Origin of the sequence: Roseibium sp., from assembly GCF_048260565.1 — a bacterium.
In the GTDB taxonomy this organism is placed as follows: domain Bacteria; phylum Pseudomonadota; class Alphaproteobacteria; order Rhizobiales; family Stappiaceae; genus Roseibium.
This window is the reverse complement of record NZ_JBLXGP010000005.1, coordinates 275,094-288,971: the sequence shown is the minus strand read 5'-3', so window position 1 is coordinate 288,971 and position 13,878 is coordinate 275,094. Positions and strand designations below refer to the sequence as shown.

Below are 13,878 nucleotides of genomic sequence, written 5' to 3'. Positions count from 1 at the left end.
GAATGCGCGTGCTGGTTCTCAGTTATGTTTCCGCAGCGGTGGTCTTTTTCGGTCTCGACTATATCTGGCTTAGCCGGGTGGCGATCGGCTTCTACCGCTCCCACATCGGCGATCTACTGAGGGATCGTCCCGACATGACGGCGGCCGGGCTGTTCTACCTCGCCTATATCGCCGGCATCGTCTATTTCGCTGTCCTGCCCGGATTGCAGAAGGAGAGCGTTGCCATCGCAGTCGTCAACGGCGCGCTGCTGGGCCTTCTCGCTTACGGCACGTATGACATGACCAATCTGGCGACGGTGAAGGGCTGGTCCCTGACCGTCAGCGTGGTCGATATGGTGTGGGGAACGGTGCTGACCGCAACGGCTTCCGCGGCCGCCTATGCCGTGGCCGGTCTGCTGAAAGGCTGATGGCGCCGCGAATCCGGAACCTTGTCTTCCTCCTCGGGGACCAGCTCTCCCTGTCGATCTCCAGCCTGCAGGATGCCGACCCGTCAAGGGACAGGGTGCTGATGTGCGAGGTCGCAGAGGAGGCGACCTACGTCCGCCATCACAAGAAGAAAATTACCCTGATCTTTTCCGCCATGCGGCATTTCGCGGAAGACCTCCGCGACAGGGGATTCGATGTCCGTTACGTCAGGCTTGATGACGATGGCAACAGTAACTCCTTCACCGGCGAACTAAAGCGCGCGGCCGGCGATCTGAAGCCGGAGCGGATCGTGGTGACGGAGCCCGGGGAGTGGCGGGTGCGGCAGGCGATGGACCGCTGGGCTGCCGACTTCGGCATCCCGGTCGAGATCCGCGACGATACCCGCTTCCTGTGCTCCCGTGAGGACTTTCGGCAATGGGCCGCGGATCGCCGCGCGTTGACGATGGAGTTCTTTTACCGGGAGATGCGCCGGCGGACCGGCCTGCTGATGGACGGCGACAAGCCCTGCGGCGGGCGCTGGAATTTCGACGCGGACAATCGCAAGCCGGCCTCTCCCGACCTCTTCCGTCCCGTGCATCCGACCTTTCCTCCAGATGCCGTCACGCAGTCGGTCGTGGAGCTGGTCAATGCGCGGTTTCCGGATCACATGGGCTCGGCGGACGGATTTGCCTTTGCGGTGAGGCGCGAAGACTGCGAACGGGCGGCGGACGATTTCATCGCCAACTTCCTGCCCGGTTTCGGCGCAACGCAGGATGCGATGCTCAAGGACGATCCGTTCCTCAATCATTCGCTTTTGTCGTTCTATCTGAACCTCGGTCTTCTCGATCCGATGGCGCTTTGCCGTGCCGCGGAACAGGCTTATTTCGACGGCCATGCGCCGCTCAACGCGGTCGAAGGCTTCATCCGCCAGATCATCGGCTGGCGGGAATACGTTCGCGGCGTCTACTGGCTGTTCATGCCGGATTACGCCAACAGCAATTTCCTCGATGCAAAGCGACCGCTGCCGGATTTTTTCTGGACGGGAAAGACGGATATGGCCTGTCTGGCGCAGGTGATCGGCGAGACGATCGAAAACGCCTATGCGCATCATATCCAGCGCCTGATGATCACGGGCAACTTCGCTCTTCTGGCAGGGCTCGATCCGCATGCGCTGCATGTATGGTACCTGGAGGTCTATGCGGATGCGTTCGAATGGGTGGAGCTGCCGAATGTCATCGGCATGAGCCAGTTCGCAGACGGCGGTCTGCTTGGCACCAAACCCTATGCCGCGAGCGGGGCCTATATCTCGCGCATGTCGGACTACTGCAAAGACTGCCGCTACGACGTTCGCGCCAAGACTGGCGAGGGCGCTTGTCCCTTTAACGCGCTGTACTGGGATTTTCTGGACCGGAATACGGACAAGCTGTCGGACAACCGACGGCTGGCCCAACCCTACGCGACCTGGCGGCGGATGGGGGAGGAGAAAAAGGAAGCCTATCGGGAAAGCGCCCGGACGTTCCTTGAAAAGCTGGATGCCGGCTCGTCGGTATAGGTTCTGCAGTCAGGCAATCGGCTCAAAACGTCGGCGGGGTGCAGGCGCTGACGACGACGCAGCGTTTGTTTCTGAGCGCCTTGAACCGGTGCGGTGTCATACTCTTGAACATGTAGGCGTCACCCGGCCCTAACACCTTGCGCTGGTCGCCGACGGTAATCTCGATATGGCCTTCCATGACGATACCTGCTTCCTCTCCTTCATGGCTGAGCATGACCCGGCCGGTATCGGCGCCCGGCTCATAGACCTCGTAGAGCATCTGCAGGTCATGGCCGAACAGGTTGTTGCCCACCTGCCTGTAGGAAATCTTTCCCTTGCCGATTTCTGTCAGTTCCCCGGCGGCATAAAACACCTTGCCCTGGCGCTCGGGCTCGTAGGCGAAGAAGTCCGACAGGCCGATGGGGATGCCGTCCAGCACCCGCTTCAGCGCGCTCAGCGACGTGTTTATCTTCGCCGCCTCGATCTGGGAGATGAAGCCGTTGGTGACACCGGCCCGCTTGGCAAGCTCCCGCTGGGAATAGCCGTGGGCTTCCCGGATCGCGCGCAGCCTGAGGCCGACGTCCTTCGAGAAGTCATCCGTGTTTAGTGTGTTTATCATCATAAACACATACACATGCGACCCGATGAAAACCAGTGGCTTGTCGGATTGAAGAAACAGACTTTTCTTCCAACTGAAATCAAGGCCTTCTATCCGTAGTGAGCGAGGAGAAGTGCCATGGATGCTGTCGTCGACCGTAACGAAAACCGTTCCAACCAGGTTCTGGACGCCTACTGGATGCCGTTCACGGCGAACCGGCAGTTCAAGCAGAACCCGCGTATGCTGGTCTCGGCCAAGGGCATGCATTACCAGTCCGATGACGGCCGCACGATCCTCGACGGCACGGCCGGCCTGTGGTGCTGCAACGCCGGCCACGGCAATGCTGAGATCACCGATGCGGTTGCCCGGCAGCTTGCCAATCTGGACTATGCGCCGTCCTTCCAGATGGGTCACCCGATCGCGTTCGAATTCGCCGAGCGGCTGAAGCAGATCGCGCCTGACGGGTTCGATCATGTCTTCTTCACCGGCTCCGGATCGGAATCGGTCGACACGGCGCTGAAGATCGCGCTGGCCTATCACCGCGCTCGTGGGGATGCCGGCCGGACCCGCCTGATCGGCCGGGAACGTGGATACCATGGCGTCGGCTTCGGCGGTATTTCGGTGGGCGGTCTCGTCAACAACCGGCGCCACTTTGGCACGTTGCTGACCGGTGTCGATCATCTGCCGCATACCCACGCTCCGGAACACAACGCCTTTTCGAAGGGCCAGCCGGAATGGGGCGCGCATCTCGCCGACGATCTTGAGCGGATCGTCGCCCTGCATGGGGCGGAAACGATTGCTGCGGTGATCGTCGAGCCGGTCGCCGGGTCGACCGGCGTGCTGGTGCCGCCCAAGGGCTACCTGGAACGCCTGCGCGCCATCTGCGACCGGCATGGCATTCTCCTGATCTTCGACGAGGTGATTACCGGTTTCGGCCGACTGGGCACGCCGTTCGCCGTCGACTATTTCGGCGTCAAGCCGGATCTGTTCACGACGGCCAAGGCGCTGACCAACGGCGTCGTTCCCATGGGCGCCGTGTTCGCGCAGGACCATATCCACGAGGCCTTCATGAACGGTCCGGAAGGGGCAATCGAGCTCTTCCACGGCTACACCTATTCCGGTCATCCGGTGGCGTGTGCTGCCGGTCTCGCCACGCTGGACATCTACGAAAAGCACGGCCTGTTGACCCGTGGCGCCGACATTGCCTGCCACTGGGAGAGCACCATGCATGCGCTCAAGGATGCGCGCCACGTCAAGGACGTGCGCAACCTCGGCATCATCGCGGGGATCGAGCTGGAGTCCCGGGACGGTGCCGTCGGCCAGCGTGCCTACGAGGTGTTCGTCAAATGTTTCGAGGCCGGTCTCCTGATCCGGGTGACGGGCGACATCATCGCGCTGTCGCCGCCGCTGATCGTCGAAGAAGCCCAGGTTTCGGAAATGGCCGGCACCCTGCGCGACGTTCTGGCCGAGACCGACTAGATCTGAATCATCGCTTCAATAGCTGTCGGAAACGGCGACCCTCACGTCGAGCACGGCTTGTCGTCTTTCGGTGCGGATCGCAGCGATGGCAGCTTCCAGCGCTGTGCGCAATTCCGAGCCTCGAGTTACCCTTGCTGTGAAGGCGCGGCTGGCGGCGGCGACCTGCAGATAGTCAGGCGCCGGTTCCAGGGACGTCAGCGGCATCGTGTTCGCCTTGGCGGCGGCGCCGTCCTTGTAGGCGTTGACCACGGAGCGGCGGACCGCGTTCCACATGCCGTTGTTCTTGATGATCACCAGAACCGGCAGTTCCAGCGCTTCGGAAATCTGGTGGCAGGCGACCGGGTTGGAAAAGATATAGGAGCCGTCGCCCATGCAGGCGACGCAGAGCCGGTCCCGGTCCGCGAGTTGCGCGCCGAGCGCCGCCGGAAACGCCCAGCCGAGACCTCCGGCATGGACGTTCATGAACATCCGGTTGGGGCCCTTCAGATCCATGGCGCCGGGGACGACGCCAAGCTCGCAAAATACGGCGGCATCGTCTCCCATCGCATCCGAAAGCGTGCGGCTCAAGAACTCCGCTCCAATAGGATCGTCCGCGCCCTTCGCAATCAACTCGGTCATCTTTTCCCGCCGGGGCGCGACCTCCGCCGCGATGCGGCTCATGCGCTTATGGACGCGGTCTTGGTCGGTACGTAAAGCGGCGGACAAGGCCTCGATGGCGCGCACCGGATCGGAACCGATGGCCAGATCCGTCTTGTAGTTGCGCACCGGCATGCGGGCGAAATGGGGATCGGGACCGATATGGACGATCTTCACGTCTTCCGAGGGGGCGTGAAACCGTTCGATCCAGGGAATGTCCGTGTCGAGAACGACGATCAGATCGGCGCCGGCAATGGCAGCGGCCGGGTCGTAGCCGAGAAACATCGGGTGATCGCTCGCCATGACGTTGCGCACGACGAAAGGTTCTGCAACGCCGATTCCGTGTGTCTCCGCAAGCGTCGACAATGCGGCCGACAGACGGCCTTCGGTGTCGCCGCGCTGGCACAGGATCACGGGTCGTTCGGCTTTTTCGAGCCAGATCGCAAGCTGGCCGATGGCTTCCGCGTCCGGGCTCGCCGGCGTGGCCGCCGGCCGCAGGCGGGCCGGTTGTTGCGCGCTTTCTGGAATGTCCGCGCCCAGCGGTTCGCGCGGCAGGCTGATATAGGCCGGTCCTTCAGGCGCGCTGGTTGCCAGCGACAGTGCGCGGCTCACCAGCGCGTCGCCCTGTTCGGGATAGCGCATTTCGTAGTTGAACTTGGTGACGTCGCGGATCAGGGACGCCTGGTCGTATTGTTCCTGACCGTACTGGATCGGGGTCGCCCGGCTGCCCAGCCTCCCGGTTTCGGTGATCGGGGTGCGTCCGGACATGACCAGAACCGGAATGTTGTCGCTCGCGGCGTTAATGACGCCCATGGCCGCATTGGCGAGCCCGACGTTGACATGAACCATGACCGCCTGGGCCTTGCCGGTCACCAGGTAGTATCCGTGGGCCATGGCGACGGACGCGGTCTCGTGGGGAACCGTCACCGGTTCGGGGATCTCGTCGTCGGGCAATGCGGCCATGGCCTCGATGATCGGCGGAAAATCGGTTCCCGCATTGGCAAACAGATAATCCACGCCGGCCCGCTTCAGGCCGAGCAGCACGGATTCCGCGCCGTTTTTCGGCTCGCGCGGATGCTGTGACGTCATTCGTTCCCTCCCATGCCGGACGATCATTGTCGCAGGGCTGCGACAAAATGGACTTGTCAAAGCTGCGAATGCAAGTAATAAATGAACAGAAATCTCAATTATTGGGATTTTTGTCGCCTTTTGGAGAGAGGCGGCGATCAAAGGGAGGAACCACATGACGAGATATTTCAAGGCAACCGCCATTGCCGCGGCGACGGTCGCAATGGTTGCGGCAGGGTCCGCTCAGGCACAGACGGTCGGGATCGCGACGTCGAACCCGGGGTCGCTGTTCCACAACATCGGGACGGCTGTCGCCAATGCGGCCAATGAAACCGGGCTCAACACCACCGTTCAGCCGGCCACCAGCCCGAACCAGTTCATTCCGTTCGTGAATTCCGGAGGGATCGAGTTCGGCGTTTCGAATTTGCAGGAAGTGAACTACGCGATTTCCGGTGAGGCCTGGTGGAATGGCGTCAAGAATCCGAACCTTCGCGTCGTGGCCATGCTGATGCCGCTCAAGGAAGCGATTTTCGTTCGCGCCGACAGTGACATCAAGACGCTGACCGATCTGAAGGGCAAGCGGATGACGGATGGCTATACCGCCCAGAACACCATCCTGCCGCAGCTCGATGCGGTCTATGCCACGGCGGACATGACCCGCGAGGACGTGACGCCGGTCTATGTCACGTCGGTCGTTGCCGGGGCTCAGGCTTTCATCGCCAACGACGCCGACGGTTTCATCTTCGCCCATGGCGCGGGCAAGGTCCGCGAAGCGGATGCCTCCGTCGGCGGGCTGCGTGCCTTGCCGGTGGCCGATGACAGCGAAGAGGCCCTGGCCAAGGCCCGCAAACACTGGCCGACCGCATTCTTCACCAAGATGAAGGCCGGTTCGTCTCCGGGTGTCCTGGAAGATGCGACCTATATCGCATTTCCGCAGGTGATCTTCACCCATGCGGGTGTCCCGGACGATGTCGTCTATGCGATGGCGAAGGCCATCTATGAGGGCAAGGATGCCATGGCCGGCACGTTCAAACCGTTCAATGCGTTCAATCCGGCGGATGTCAAAGGGGATCCGGGCATTGCCGAATTCCATCCCGGTGCATTGAAGTTCTTCAAAGAAGCTGGTCTGGACTGAGGACGCACCGTGCAGGATGAAACGGAAGGGAGAGGCCCGAGCGGCCTCTCTCCGGCAATCCGGCGCCCGATCGCCGATGTGCTGGCAGCTCTCTTGACGCTGACGACGATCTGCTGGGCGCTGTCCGTGCCCCGCTACCTAGGCCTTGGTTTTTACCCGCAGCAGTTCTTCGCCGCGGTCCTTGCCCTGGTCCTGCCGATTGCTTTTCTCGAGCTGCCGGCACGCCGGTTCTCAAGCCGGACGGTCGTGCCCTGGTATGATGTCATCCTGGCGCTGACCGCCTTTGCTTCCGTTTCCTGGATCGCCGTCGGCTATCCGCAATTCGTGCTCCAGATCTTCGCAAAGCCCGCGGCGGTCTGGATCCCGGGCATCGTCATCATTTTGCTGACGCTCGAGTGCCTCAGGCGCGCGACCGGCTGGACGCTGGTCCTGATTATCAGCGCCTTTCTTCTCTATGCGCTTTTCGGCGATGTTCTGCCGGGCCGTCTTCAGGGGCGTGCGCAGAACTGGCAAATGCTCGCCGGCTACATGACGCTCGATTCCAACGGCATTCTCGGCCTGCCCATGTCGGTGGCCGCCACCGTCGTCGTTGCCTTCATCCTGTTCGGGACGCTTTTGGGCATCACCGGCGGGTCGAACTTCTTTACGGATGCCGCCATGCTCGGCATGGGCCGGTTCCGCGGCGGGTCGATGAAAATCGCCGTCCTGGCCTCGGGCCTGTTCGGATCGATTTCCGGATCCGCCGTCGCCAATGTGGTCGGCACCGGGGTCGTGACGATCCCCATGATCAAGCGGGACGGCTATCCCGGTCACAAGGCCGGAGCCATCGAAGCCGTCGCTTCCACCGGAGGCCAGCTCATGCCGCCGGTAATGGGGGCCTCCGCCTTTCTCATGGCCGAGTTCCTGGCCATACCCTATTCCGACATCGTCGCGGCCGCGCTGGTCCCGGCAATCCTCTACTATGTCGCCCTGTTCATCCAGGCCGATCTGGACGCGGCGCGCATGGGTATCCGTCCGGTTCCCAAATCCGAGATTCCGGCCGGGCGGACGGTTGTGCGCGGTCTGCACTTCGTTCTCGCCTTCGCCATGCTGATCTGGCTGTTGTTCTGGAAGGGGTACCAACCGGAGCGCGCGGCGCTGTGGTCCGCCGTGGTGCTGATCGCGACATCGCTTGCCATCGGTTACCGGGGGAGCCGGCCTGCGCTGCGGACAATCTTCGGCAGTCTTTCCAAATGCGGGCATTCCGTGGTTGAGATCATTCTGATTTCAGCAGCCTCCGGCCTTGTGATCGGCGTTCTGAACGTGACCGGATTGTCGTTCAATCTCACCTATCTTCTGGTTCAGATCGGGGGCAACAACGCCTTTATCCTGCTGGCGCTTTCGGCCATCGTCTGCATCATTTTAGGCATGGGCCTGCCGACCCTCGGCGTCTACGTGCTGCTGGCGGCCCTCGTCGCGCCGGCCCTGGTCAAGGTCGGAATCGATCCGATCGCAGCCCATCTCTACGTGCTGTATTTCGGCATGATGTCGATGATCACGCCCCCGATCGCCATCGCGGCCTTCGCTGCTGCATCGCTTGCGAAAGCCCCGGCGATGGCGACCGGGTGGGCGGCAATGAAATTCGGCTGGGTTGCCTACATCATCCCGATCCTGTTCGTGTTCTCGCCCACCCTGTTGTTGCATGGCGCTCCTTTGGACATCGCATTGGCGGTCATGACAGCGGTCGTCGGGGTCTGGCTGGTTTCGATCGGACTTGCCGGTTACTTCGCCGGTCTTCTGTCCCCAGGGGTCCGGGTCCTGTTTTCCCTCGCCGGATTACTTGCCCTCATTCCTTCCGGCGCGTTCCCCCAGGCCGTCATCACCGATGTAGTCGGCGTGGCTTGCGGGTTCGTCCTGATGGTCTGGCAACTGATGACCCGGAAACCCGCTACGACAAAGGATGCGGTCGAGTCATGAGCGTTTCTTCCGGAAGCGGTGAGCGGTTGTTCGCGATCCTGGACCTGTTCACCGAGGACAGGCTGGAGTGGACGCCGCAGGAAATCATGGCCGAGCTCGGCTACACGCGCCCGACCCTCTACCGCTATCTGCGCACCTTGAAGGACGCGGGTTTCCTCACCTCCCTGCCGGGCCGGGGCTTCACCCTGGGACCGCGCGTGGTGGAGCTGGACTTCCTGGTCCGCCGCTCGGATCCGGTCGTGGAGATCGGGCGCGATCAGGTCGACGCGCTCGCAAACCGCTATCCGTGCTCGTCGCTGCTGGTACGCTACTACGGCAAGAAACTCCTGTGCGTGCATTCGGCCTGCTCGATTCCCGATCCGCGGTCGAGCTACCCGAGAGGCCGGCCGATGCCCCTGGCGCGCGGTGCGATCTCGCGCGCCATCCTCGCCAACCTGCCGCGCCGCCAGCAGAAGCCGATCATTGCGGAAGCCCTTGAGGATTTCGCCGAGATCGGGATCGGTTCGACCGTCGAGGGTGTTCTCGACTCGATGCGTGCCATACGCCGCCGCGGATATTCGATTGCGCATGGGGAGGTCACCGCCGGGGTCGTCGGTATTGCCGCGCCGGTGTTCGATTCCGGTCGCCTGCCGATTGCAGCGCTCTGCGTCACCATCGAGCAAACGGCTCTCGAAGCACAGGGGCTGACGGAAACGGAAATTGCCGAAAACGTTCGTGAGGCCGCCGCGGAAATCAGTTTCGAGCTTGCGGAACTGCAACACGATCCATCTGAAACCAAAGACCAGGAACCGGCCGAAAGCCGGGACAACAGCTTGATTGCTCAGGGAGAAAACACGTGAGAAAACTCGACATTTTCAATCATATCTGGCCGAAACCCTTTTTCGATGCCCTGATCGATCACATCGGCGAAATGACCGACATCACCCGGCGCTCCGGCGACGTGCCGATGATGACCGAGCTGGATCGGCGGTTCGAGGTCATGGACATGTTCGGGCCGGATTACCAGCAGGTGCTGTCGCTGGCCTCGCCGCCGCTGGAAAAGCTCTGCGATCCCGCAAAGGCGCTCGAACTCAGCCGGATCGGCTCCGATGCCCTGGCCGAGCTTTGCCAGAAATACCCGGAGCGCTTTCCCGCTTTCATCGGCACCGCGCCCATGAGCAATCCGGATGCGGTCGTGGAAGAAAGCCGGCGCGCCATCGAAGACCTCGGCGCATCGGGCATGCAGATCTTCACCAACGTCTCGGGCAAGCCGCTCGACCTGCCGGAATTCGATCCGTTTTTCGACTATATGGCCAAGGCGGGCAAACCGGTGTGGCTGCACCCGGCCCGTGGCGCCAATTTCACCGATTACCTGACGGAGAAGGAATCCGAATACGAGATCTGGTGGACCTTCGGCTGGCCCTATGAAACCTCCGCCGCCATGGCGCGCCTGGTCTTTTCCGGTGTGTTCGACCGGCATCCGGGCCTGAACGTGATCACCCACCACGCCGGCGGTATGGTGCCGTATTTCGAAGGCCGGGTCGGTCCGGGCTGGGACCAGATGGGCGCACGCACCTCGAACAAGGATCTGGCGGCCGTGCGCAAGGCGCTCAAGCGTCCGCATCTTGAGTATTTCAAGGACTTCTACGCCGATACCGCCACCTTCGGTTCGCGCAAGGCGATCGAGCATGCCATCGAGTTCTTCGGTGAGGACCATGTGGTGTTTGCCTCCGATGCGCCGTTCGATCCGGAAGCGGGGCCGATGTATATCCGCGAAACCATCCGCATTCTGGAAGAGCTGGACGTCTCGGAGGAAACCCGGGCGAAGCTGTTCCACGGCAACACCGAACGCCTGCTCGGCCTGAAGGGATAACGATGCCGGACGGTTTTACCCATGATGTGATCATCATCGGCGGAGGCCCCGTCGGGGTCGGGCTTTCAATCGAGCTCGGCCTCAGGGGCATCACCTCCGCGGTGGTGGAAAAATACGAGACCATTCAGCCGATCCCCAAGGGTCAGAACCTCACCCAGCGCACGACGGAGCATTTCCATTTCTGGGGCTGCGAGGAAGAGCTGCGCAATGCCCGCACCGTGCCGCGCGGCGCCGGCATCGGAGGGTTGACCAATTACGGAACGCTTCTCAACGACTACAGCTACGACTGGCTGAACCGGGCCGCGGTCAAGGACTATTACTACACCGCCAACGAACGCCTGCCGCAATATGCCATGGAGGCCGTGCTGCGCACCCGCGCGGCGGAAATCGAGGCCATCGATTTCCTGTACGGCTTTGACGGCACGGATATCGCGCAGGACGGCGAGGGTGTCACCGTGACGGCGACCGAGCACGGGGGCTCCGCACAACGGGTCCTGCGCGGACGTTACGCGGTCGGCTGCGACGGCAGCCATTCCTTCACCCGGCAGGCGGCGGGCATCACCCAGACCCTTGCCGATCACGACCGCAAGATGGTGCTTCTGGTCTTCACCTCCACCGAGTTGCACGACCTTCTGGAACGGTATCCGGGCAAGGCTTTCTTCAACGTGCTGCACCCGGACTATGGCGGCTACTGGCTGTTCTTCGGCCGGGTCGATCTCGGTACGTCCTGGTTCTTCCATGCGCCGGTTCCCGCCGATGCCACGGAAGACAATTTCGACTTCAAGGGCTTCGTCCGGAAGGCGGTCGGTCACGAGATCGAACTTGACGTGGACTATATCGGTTTCTGGGATCTGCGTTTCGCCCTGGCCGACACTTATCGCAAAGGCCGGGTGCTGATTGCGGGCGACGCCGCGCACAGCCATCCGCCCTATGGCGGCTACGGAGTGAATTCCGGGCTGGAGGATGCGCGCAATCTCGGCTGGAAACTGGCTGCGACCCTGAAAGGATGGGCCGGGCCGGAGCTTCTGGACAGTTACGATGCCGAACGGCGTCCGGTGTTCGCGTCGACGGCGTCGGATTTCATCGGCAATTACATCGAACAGGACCGCGCCTTCCTCAACCGCTACAGCCCCGAAAAGGACCTCGATGAATTCCGGACCGCCTGGAGCAAGCGCAGTGAAGACACGGCGGACGTGAATTCCTTCGAGCCAAATTACGAAGGCTCGCCCATTGTCACGGGAAGCCCGGCCGATGTCGTGCCGAGCGCGAAGGGCACCCATGAATTCACGGCCCGTCCCGGCCATCACCTTGCCCCTCAGCTCCTGCCGGACGGGCGGAATATCTTCGAGGTGCTGGGCGAAGGTTTCACGCTTGTCTCGATCAAGGGGGATGACGCCCTCGTCGAAGCGTTCCGCCAATCGGCGGGCGAGCGGAGCATTCCCTTGACGATCGTCGAAGCGGATGCGCCCGAACTGATCCTTGCCTACGGTGCCTCGCTGATCCTGATTAGGCCGGATCAGTTCGTCGCCTGGTCTGGGGACGAAGGTAGTGCGGACAGGATTCTGGCAAAGGCCATCGGCGCGAGCTGAGAGGCGGAGAGCGTCAGTCGTCTTCCGGCGCCCGGTCCGATAGCCCGAGAGATTCCGCCGTTTCGCCTGTCATGTCGGCCCGGATCAGGGCCGTCAGCAGGTCCGGAAATTTCTCGGGCTCGACCAGTGCGGACAGGTAGGTGACATCTTCCGGCAGGCCGAGGGAACGGGCGGCAGCGTAGGTTCGATCATCGGCAAAGGGATAGAGTTCCTTCCAGACGACCTGCGCCTCGCGGCAGAAGATATCGGCGCCAACGTCGCCGATCCCCTTGAACTCCTTCAAGAGCTTTCGTTCCGTCAGCGGATCGCGGTGAGCCCTTTCTCGAAGGCCCCGCAGATCGCCGTCATAGTCGGTCATGATCTTTTCGGCGAGTTCGCCGAGAAGCGTCGCCGTCTTTTCGTCGAAGCGCGCATAACCGGCGGCGGTCAGCACGCTTTTCCTGTCGGCCCAGTGGCTGAGGGCAAGTTTGGCCGGCGTTGTCCAGCCCTTGTCCGCCAGCGCTCTTGTCGCGCGCATGGCAAGGCGTGCGGAAATGGGCGCGCTCATGAGCAGGCATGCGCAGAGCCAGCGGAACAGATGCGCGGGAATATTGCCGGACAGATCCAGCCCCAGTTCGCTGGAATAGGTTTCCCCGTATCGGCGTAGCAGACCCGATATCAGGCTGTCCTGCGGCATGTTTCGGTCCTCTGCAGCCCGGTCATTCTTCTTTGTGACTCTATTTCTTTTTCCGGATTGCCTCGAACCCGGCGACCACTTCAAGCAGTTCGTTCGTGATCGTTTCCTGACGCTTTTTCCGGTATTCGGCAAGCAGGTTTTCCCGGCGCTCGTTGATGTTGCGTTCGGCATTCTGCATGGCGGCCAGCCGTGAGGCATGTTCGCTTGCCAGGGATTCCGCAAGGGCTGCGTAAAGTACCAGGGTCAGGTGCTGCCGGATCAGCCAGGAGAACAATTCGCCTTCGTCCATCCGGTACATGGGAAGCCGCTTCGACGGCCAGGGGGTGGCCGCGAGCCGGTCCAGATAATCTTTCGAGATCGGAAGCAGCGCCTTGTGCGTCGTCTCCGCGAGCGCCTGCTCGGATCTGCGGTTATAGATCAGCGCGACGGGGCCGACGCCTTCCTGGCGGACCCAACGGTCGAGTTCAATGACGATTGCCTGGACGGAATCGATCAGGCCGTCGACCGATCCGGGCAGGGTGAACAGCCTGTCCGCCGGCCGGTCCAGGGCTTCCAGGCGGGCCGCGGCACGGACGCCGACGACGCAGATGAGGGGCGGTCTTTCGTCGGGTGTCTTTGCGTCCGCCTCCAGTCCCTGGCAAGCGAATTCCGCAATCCGGTCGTTGAAGCGGCCGCACAAGCCCCTGTCAGAGCCGATGACGATGAGGGCGCGGCGGTGTCCGGACTTGCCGTCCGGGCCGGTCAGGTCGAGCGGTTCCGCCTTGTTCCTGCGATTGCGCAAAACCACCTGCAGACCCTGGGTGATGGTCCGCTCATAGTCGGCGATCGCCGTGACCGCATGTTCGTATTGCCGGATGTTGACCGACGACAGCGCCTTCATCGTGCGGACGATGGACTGGATTTCCTCGGTGGTGTGCAGGCGTTCAGATAGCGCCTCGAGCGTTTCCATCGCG

12 protein-coding genes are annotated in these 13,878 nt (G+C 62.2%); 8 read left to right on the top strand and 4 right to left on the bottom strand.

The features are described 5' to 3' along the window. Positions 1–2: 2 nt before the first annotated feature. Together ACN0SO_RS14120 and ACN0SO_RS14115 are read left to right on the top strand one after the other, a co-directional pair. Positions 3–407 (top strand): DUF2177 family protein, encoded by a 405-nt coding sequence (locus ACN0SO_RS14120; RefSeq protein WP_417678721.1) that lies wholly within the window; start codon positions 3–5, stop codon positions 405–407. Then, the gene (locus ACN0SO_RS14115; RefSeq protein ID WP_417678719.1) at positions 407–1,957 is read left to right on the top strand and encodes a cryptochrome/photolyase family protein; all 1,551 of its coding nucleotides are present in this window, start codon (positions 407–409) and stop codon (positions 1,955–1,957) included. The genes ACN0SO_RS14120 and ACN0SO_RS14115 overlap by 1 nt, the downstream gene beginning before the upstream one ends. Before the next feature lie 22 nt (positions 1,958–1,979). Here the strand turns inward: ACN0SO_RS14115 and ACN0SO_RS14110 are convergent, their stop codons facing one another. Then, positions 1,980–2,555: a cupin domain-containing protein gene (locus ACN0SO_RS14110; RefSeq protein WP_417678717.1), complete on the bottom strand. Its 576-nt coding sequence runs from the start codon at positions 2,553–2,555 to the stop codon at positions 1,980–1,982. Between the two features lie 117 nt (positions 2,556–2,672). Between ACN0SO_RS14110 and ACN0SO_RS14105 the strand changes: the two genes are divergently transcribed. Then, positions 2,673–4,013 (top strand): aspartate aminotransferase family protein, encoded by a 1,341-nt coding sequence (locus ACN0SO_RS14105; protein ID WP_417678715.1) that lies wholly within the window; start codon positions 2,673–2,675, stop codon positions 4,011–4,013. Positions 4,014–4,028: 15 nt separating this feature from the next. Here ACN0SO_RS14105 and ACN0SO_RS14100 read toward each other — a convergent pair whose 3' ends face one another. After that, positions 4,029–5,738, bottom strand: a complete 1,710-nt coding sequence (locus ACN0SO_RS14100) for a thiamine pyrophosphate-requiring protein (protein WP_417678713.1) — start codon at positions 5,736–5,738, stop codon at positions 4,029–4,031. 154 nt (positions 5,739–5,892) lie between these two features. Here ACN0SO_RS14100 and ACN0SO_RS14095 point away from each other — a divergent pair, with 154 nt between their 5' ends. Genes ACN0SO_RS14095 through ACN0SO_RS14075 form a run of 5 tightly spaced genes read left to right on the top strand, consistent with a single transcriptional unit; the run spans position 5,893 to position 12,249 of the window. Beyond that, positions 5,893–6,852: a TAXI family TRAP transporter solute-binding subunit gene (locus tag ACN0SO_RS14095; protein ID WP_417678711.1), complete on the top strand. Its 960-nt coding sequence runs from the start codon at positions 5,893–5,895 to the stop codon at positions 6,850–6,852. 9 nt (positions 6,853–6,861) lie between these two features. Next, positions 6,862–8,808 (top strand): TRAP transporter permease, encoded by a 1,947-nt coding sequence (locus ACN0SO_RS14090; protein WP_417678709.1) that lies wholly within the window; start codon positions 6,862–6,864, stop codon positions 8,806–8,808. Further along, entirely contained in the window at positions 8,805–9,647 is an 843-nt protein-coding gene (locus tag ACN0SO_RS14085) for an IclR family transcriptional regulator (RefSeq protein WP_417678707.1), read from the top strand. Before ACN0SO_RS14090 ends, ACN0SO_RS14085 begins: the two co-directional genes overlap by 4 nt. Then, positions 9,644–10,660, top strand: a complete 1,017-nt coding sequence (locus ACN0SO_RS14080; RefSeq protein ID WP_417678705.1) for an amidohydrolase family protein — start codon at positions 9,644–9,646, stop codon at positions 10,658–10,660. Before ACN0SO_RS14085 ends, ACN0SO_RS14080 begins: the two co-directional genes overlap by 4 nt. Positions 10,661–10,662: 2 nt before the next feature. Continuing rightward, a complete protein-coding gene (locus tag ACN0SO_RS14075) occupies positions 10,663–12,249 on the top strand; it encodes an FAD-dependent monooxygenase (RefSeq protein WP_417678703.1) in 1,587 nt (528 codons plus the stop codon). A 13-nt stretch (positions 12,250–12,262) separates the two neighbouring features. Here ACN0SO_RS14075 and ACN0SO_RS14070 read toward each other — a convergent pair whose 3' ends face one another. Continuing rightward, a complete protein-coding gene (locus ACN0SO_RS14070) occupies positions 12,263–12,925 on the bottom strand; it encodes a hypothetical protein (RefSeq protein ID WP_417678701.1) in 663 nt (220 codons plus the stop codon). A 40-nt stretch (positions 12,926–12,965) separates the two neighbouring features. Further along, positions 12,966–13,874, bottom strand: a complete 909-nt coding sequence (locus tag ACN0SO_RS14065) for a F0F1 ATP synthase subunit gamma (protein WP_417678699.1) — start codon at positions 13,872–13,874, stop codon at positions 12,966–12,968. Between the last annotated feature and the right edge of the window lie 4 nt (positions 13,875–13,878).

Bases quoted from the DNA above. Each gene is read 5' to 3' on its own strand.
- ACN0SO_RS14070 (WP_417678701.1), bottom strand. From the start codon at position 12,925: ATGCCGCAGGACAGCCTGATATCGGGTCTGCTACGCCGATACGGGGAA.
- ACN0SO_RS14095 (WP_417678711.1), top strand. From the start codon at position 5,893: ATGACGAGATATTTCAAGGCAACCGCCATTGCCGCGGCGACGGTCGCA.
- ACN0SO_RS14100 (WP_417678713.1), bottom strand. From the start codon at position 5,738: ATGACGTCACAGCATCCGCGCGAGCCGAAAAACGGCGCGGAATCCGTG.
- ACN0SO_RS14120 (WP_417678721.1), top strand. From the start codon at position 3: ATGCGCGTGCTGGTTCTCAGTTATGTTTCCGCAGCGGTGGTCTTTTTC.
- ACN0SO_RS14075 (WP_417678703.1), top strand. From the start codon at position 10,663: ATGCCGGACGGTTTTACCCATGATGTGATCATCATCGGCGGAGGCCCC.
- ACN0SO_RS14065 (WP_417678699.1), bottom strand. From the start codon at position 13,874: ATGGAAACGCTCGAGGCGCTATCTGAACGCCTGCACACCACCGAGGAA.
- ACN0SO_RS14110 (WP_417678717.1), bottom strand. From the start codon at position 2,555: ATGATAAACACACTAAACACGGATGACTTCTCGAAGGACGTCGGCCTC.
- ACN0SO_RS14085 (WP_417678707.1), top strand. From the start codon at position 8,805: ATGAGCGTTTCTTCCGGAAGCGGTGAGCGGTTGTTCGCGATCCTGGAC.
- ACN0SO_RS14105 (WP_417678715.1), top strand. From the start codon at position 2,673: ATGGATGCTGTCGTCGACCGTAACGAAAACCGTTCCAACCAGGTTCTG.
- ACN0SO_RS14115 (WP_417678719.1), top strand. From the start codon at position 407: ATGGCGCCGCGAATCCGGAACCTTGTCTTCCTCCTCGGGGACCAGCTC.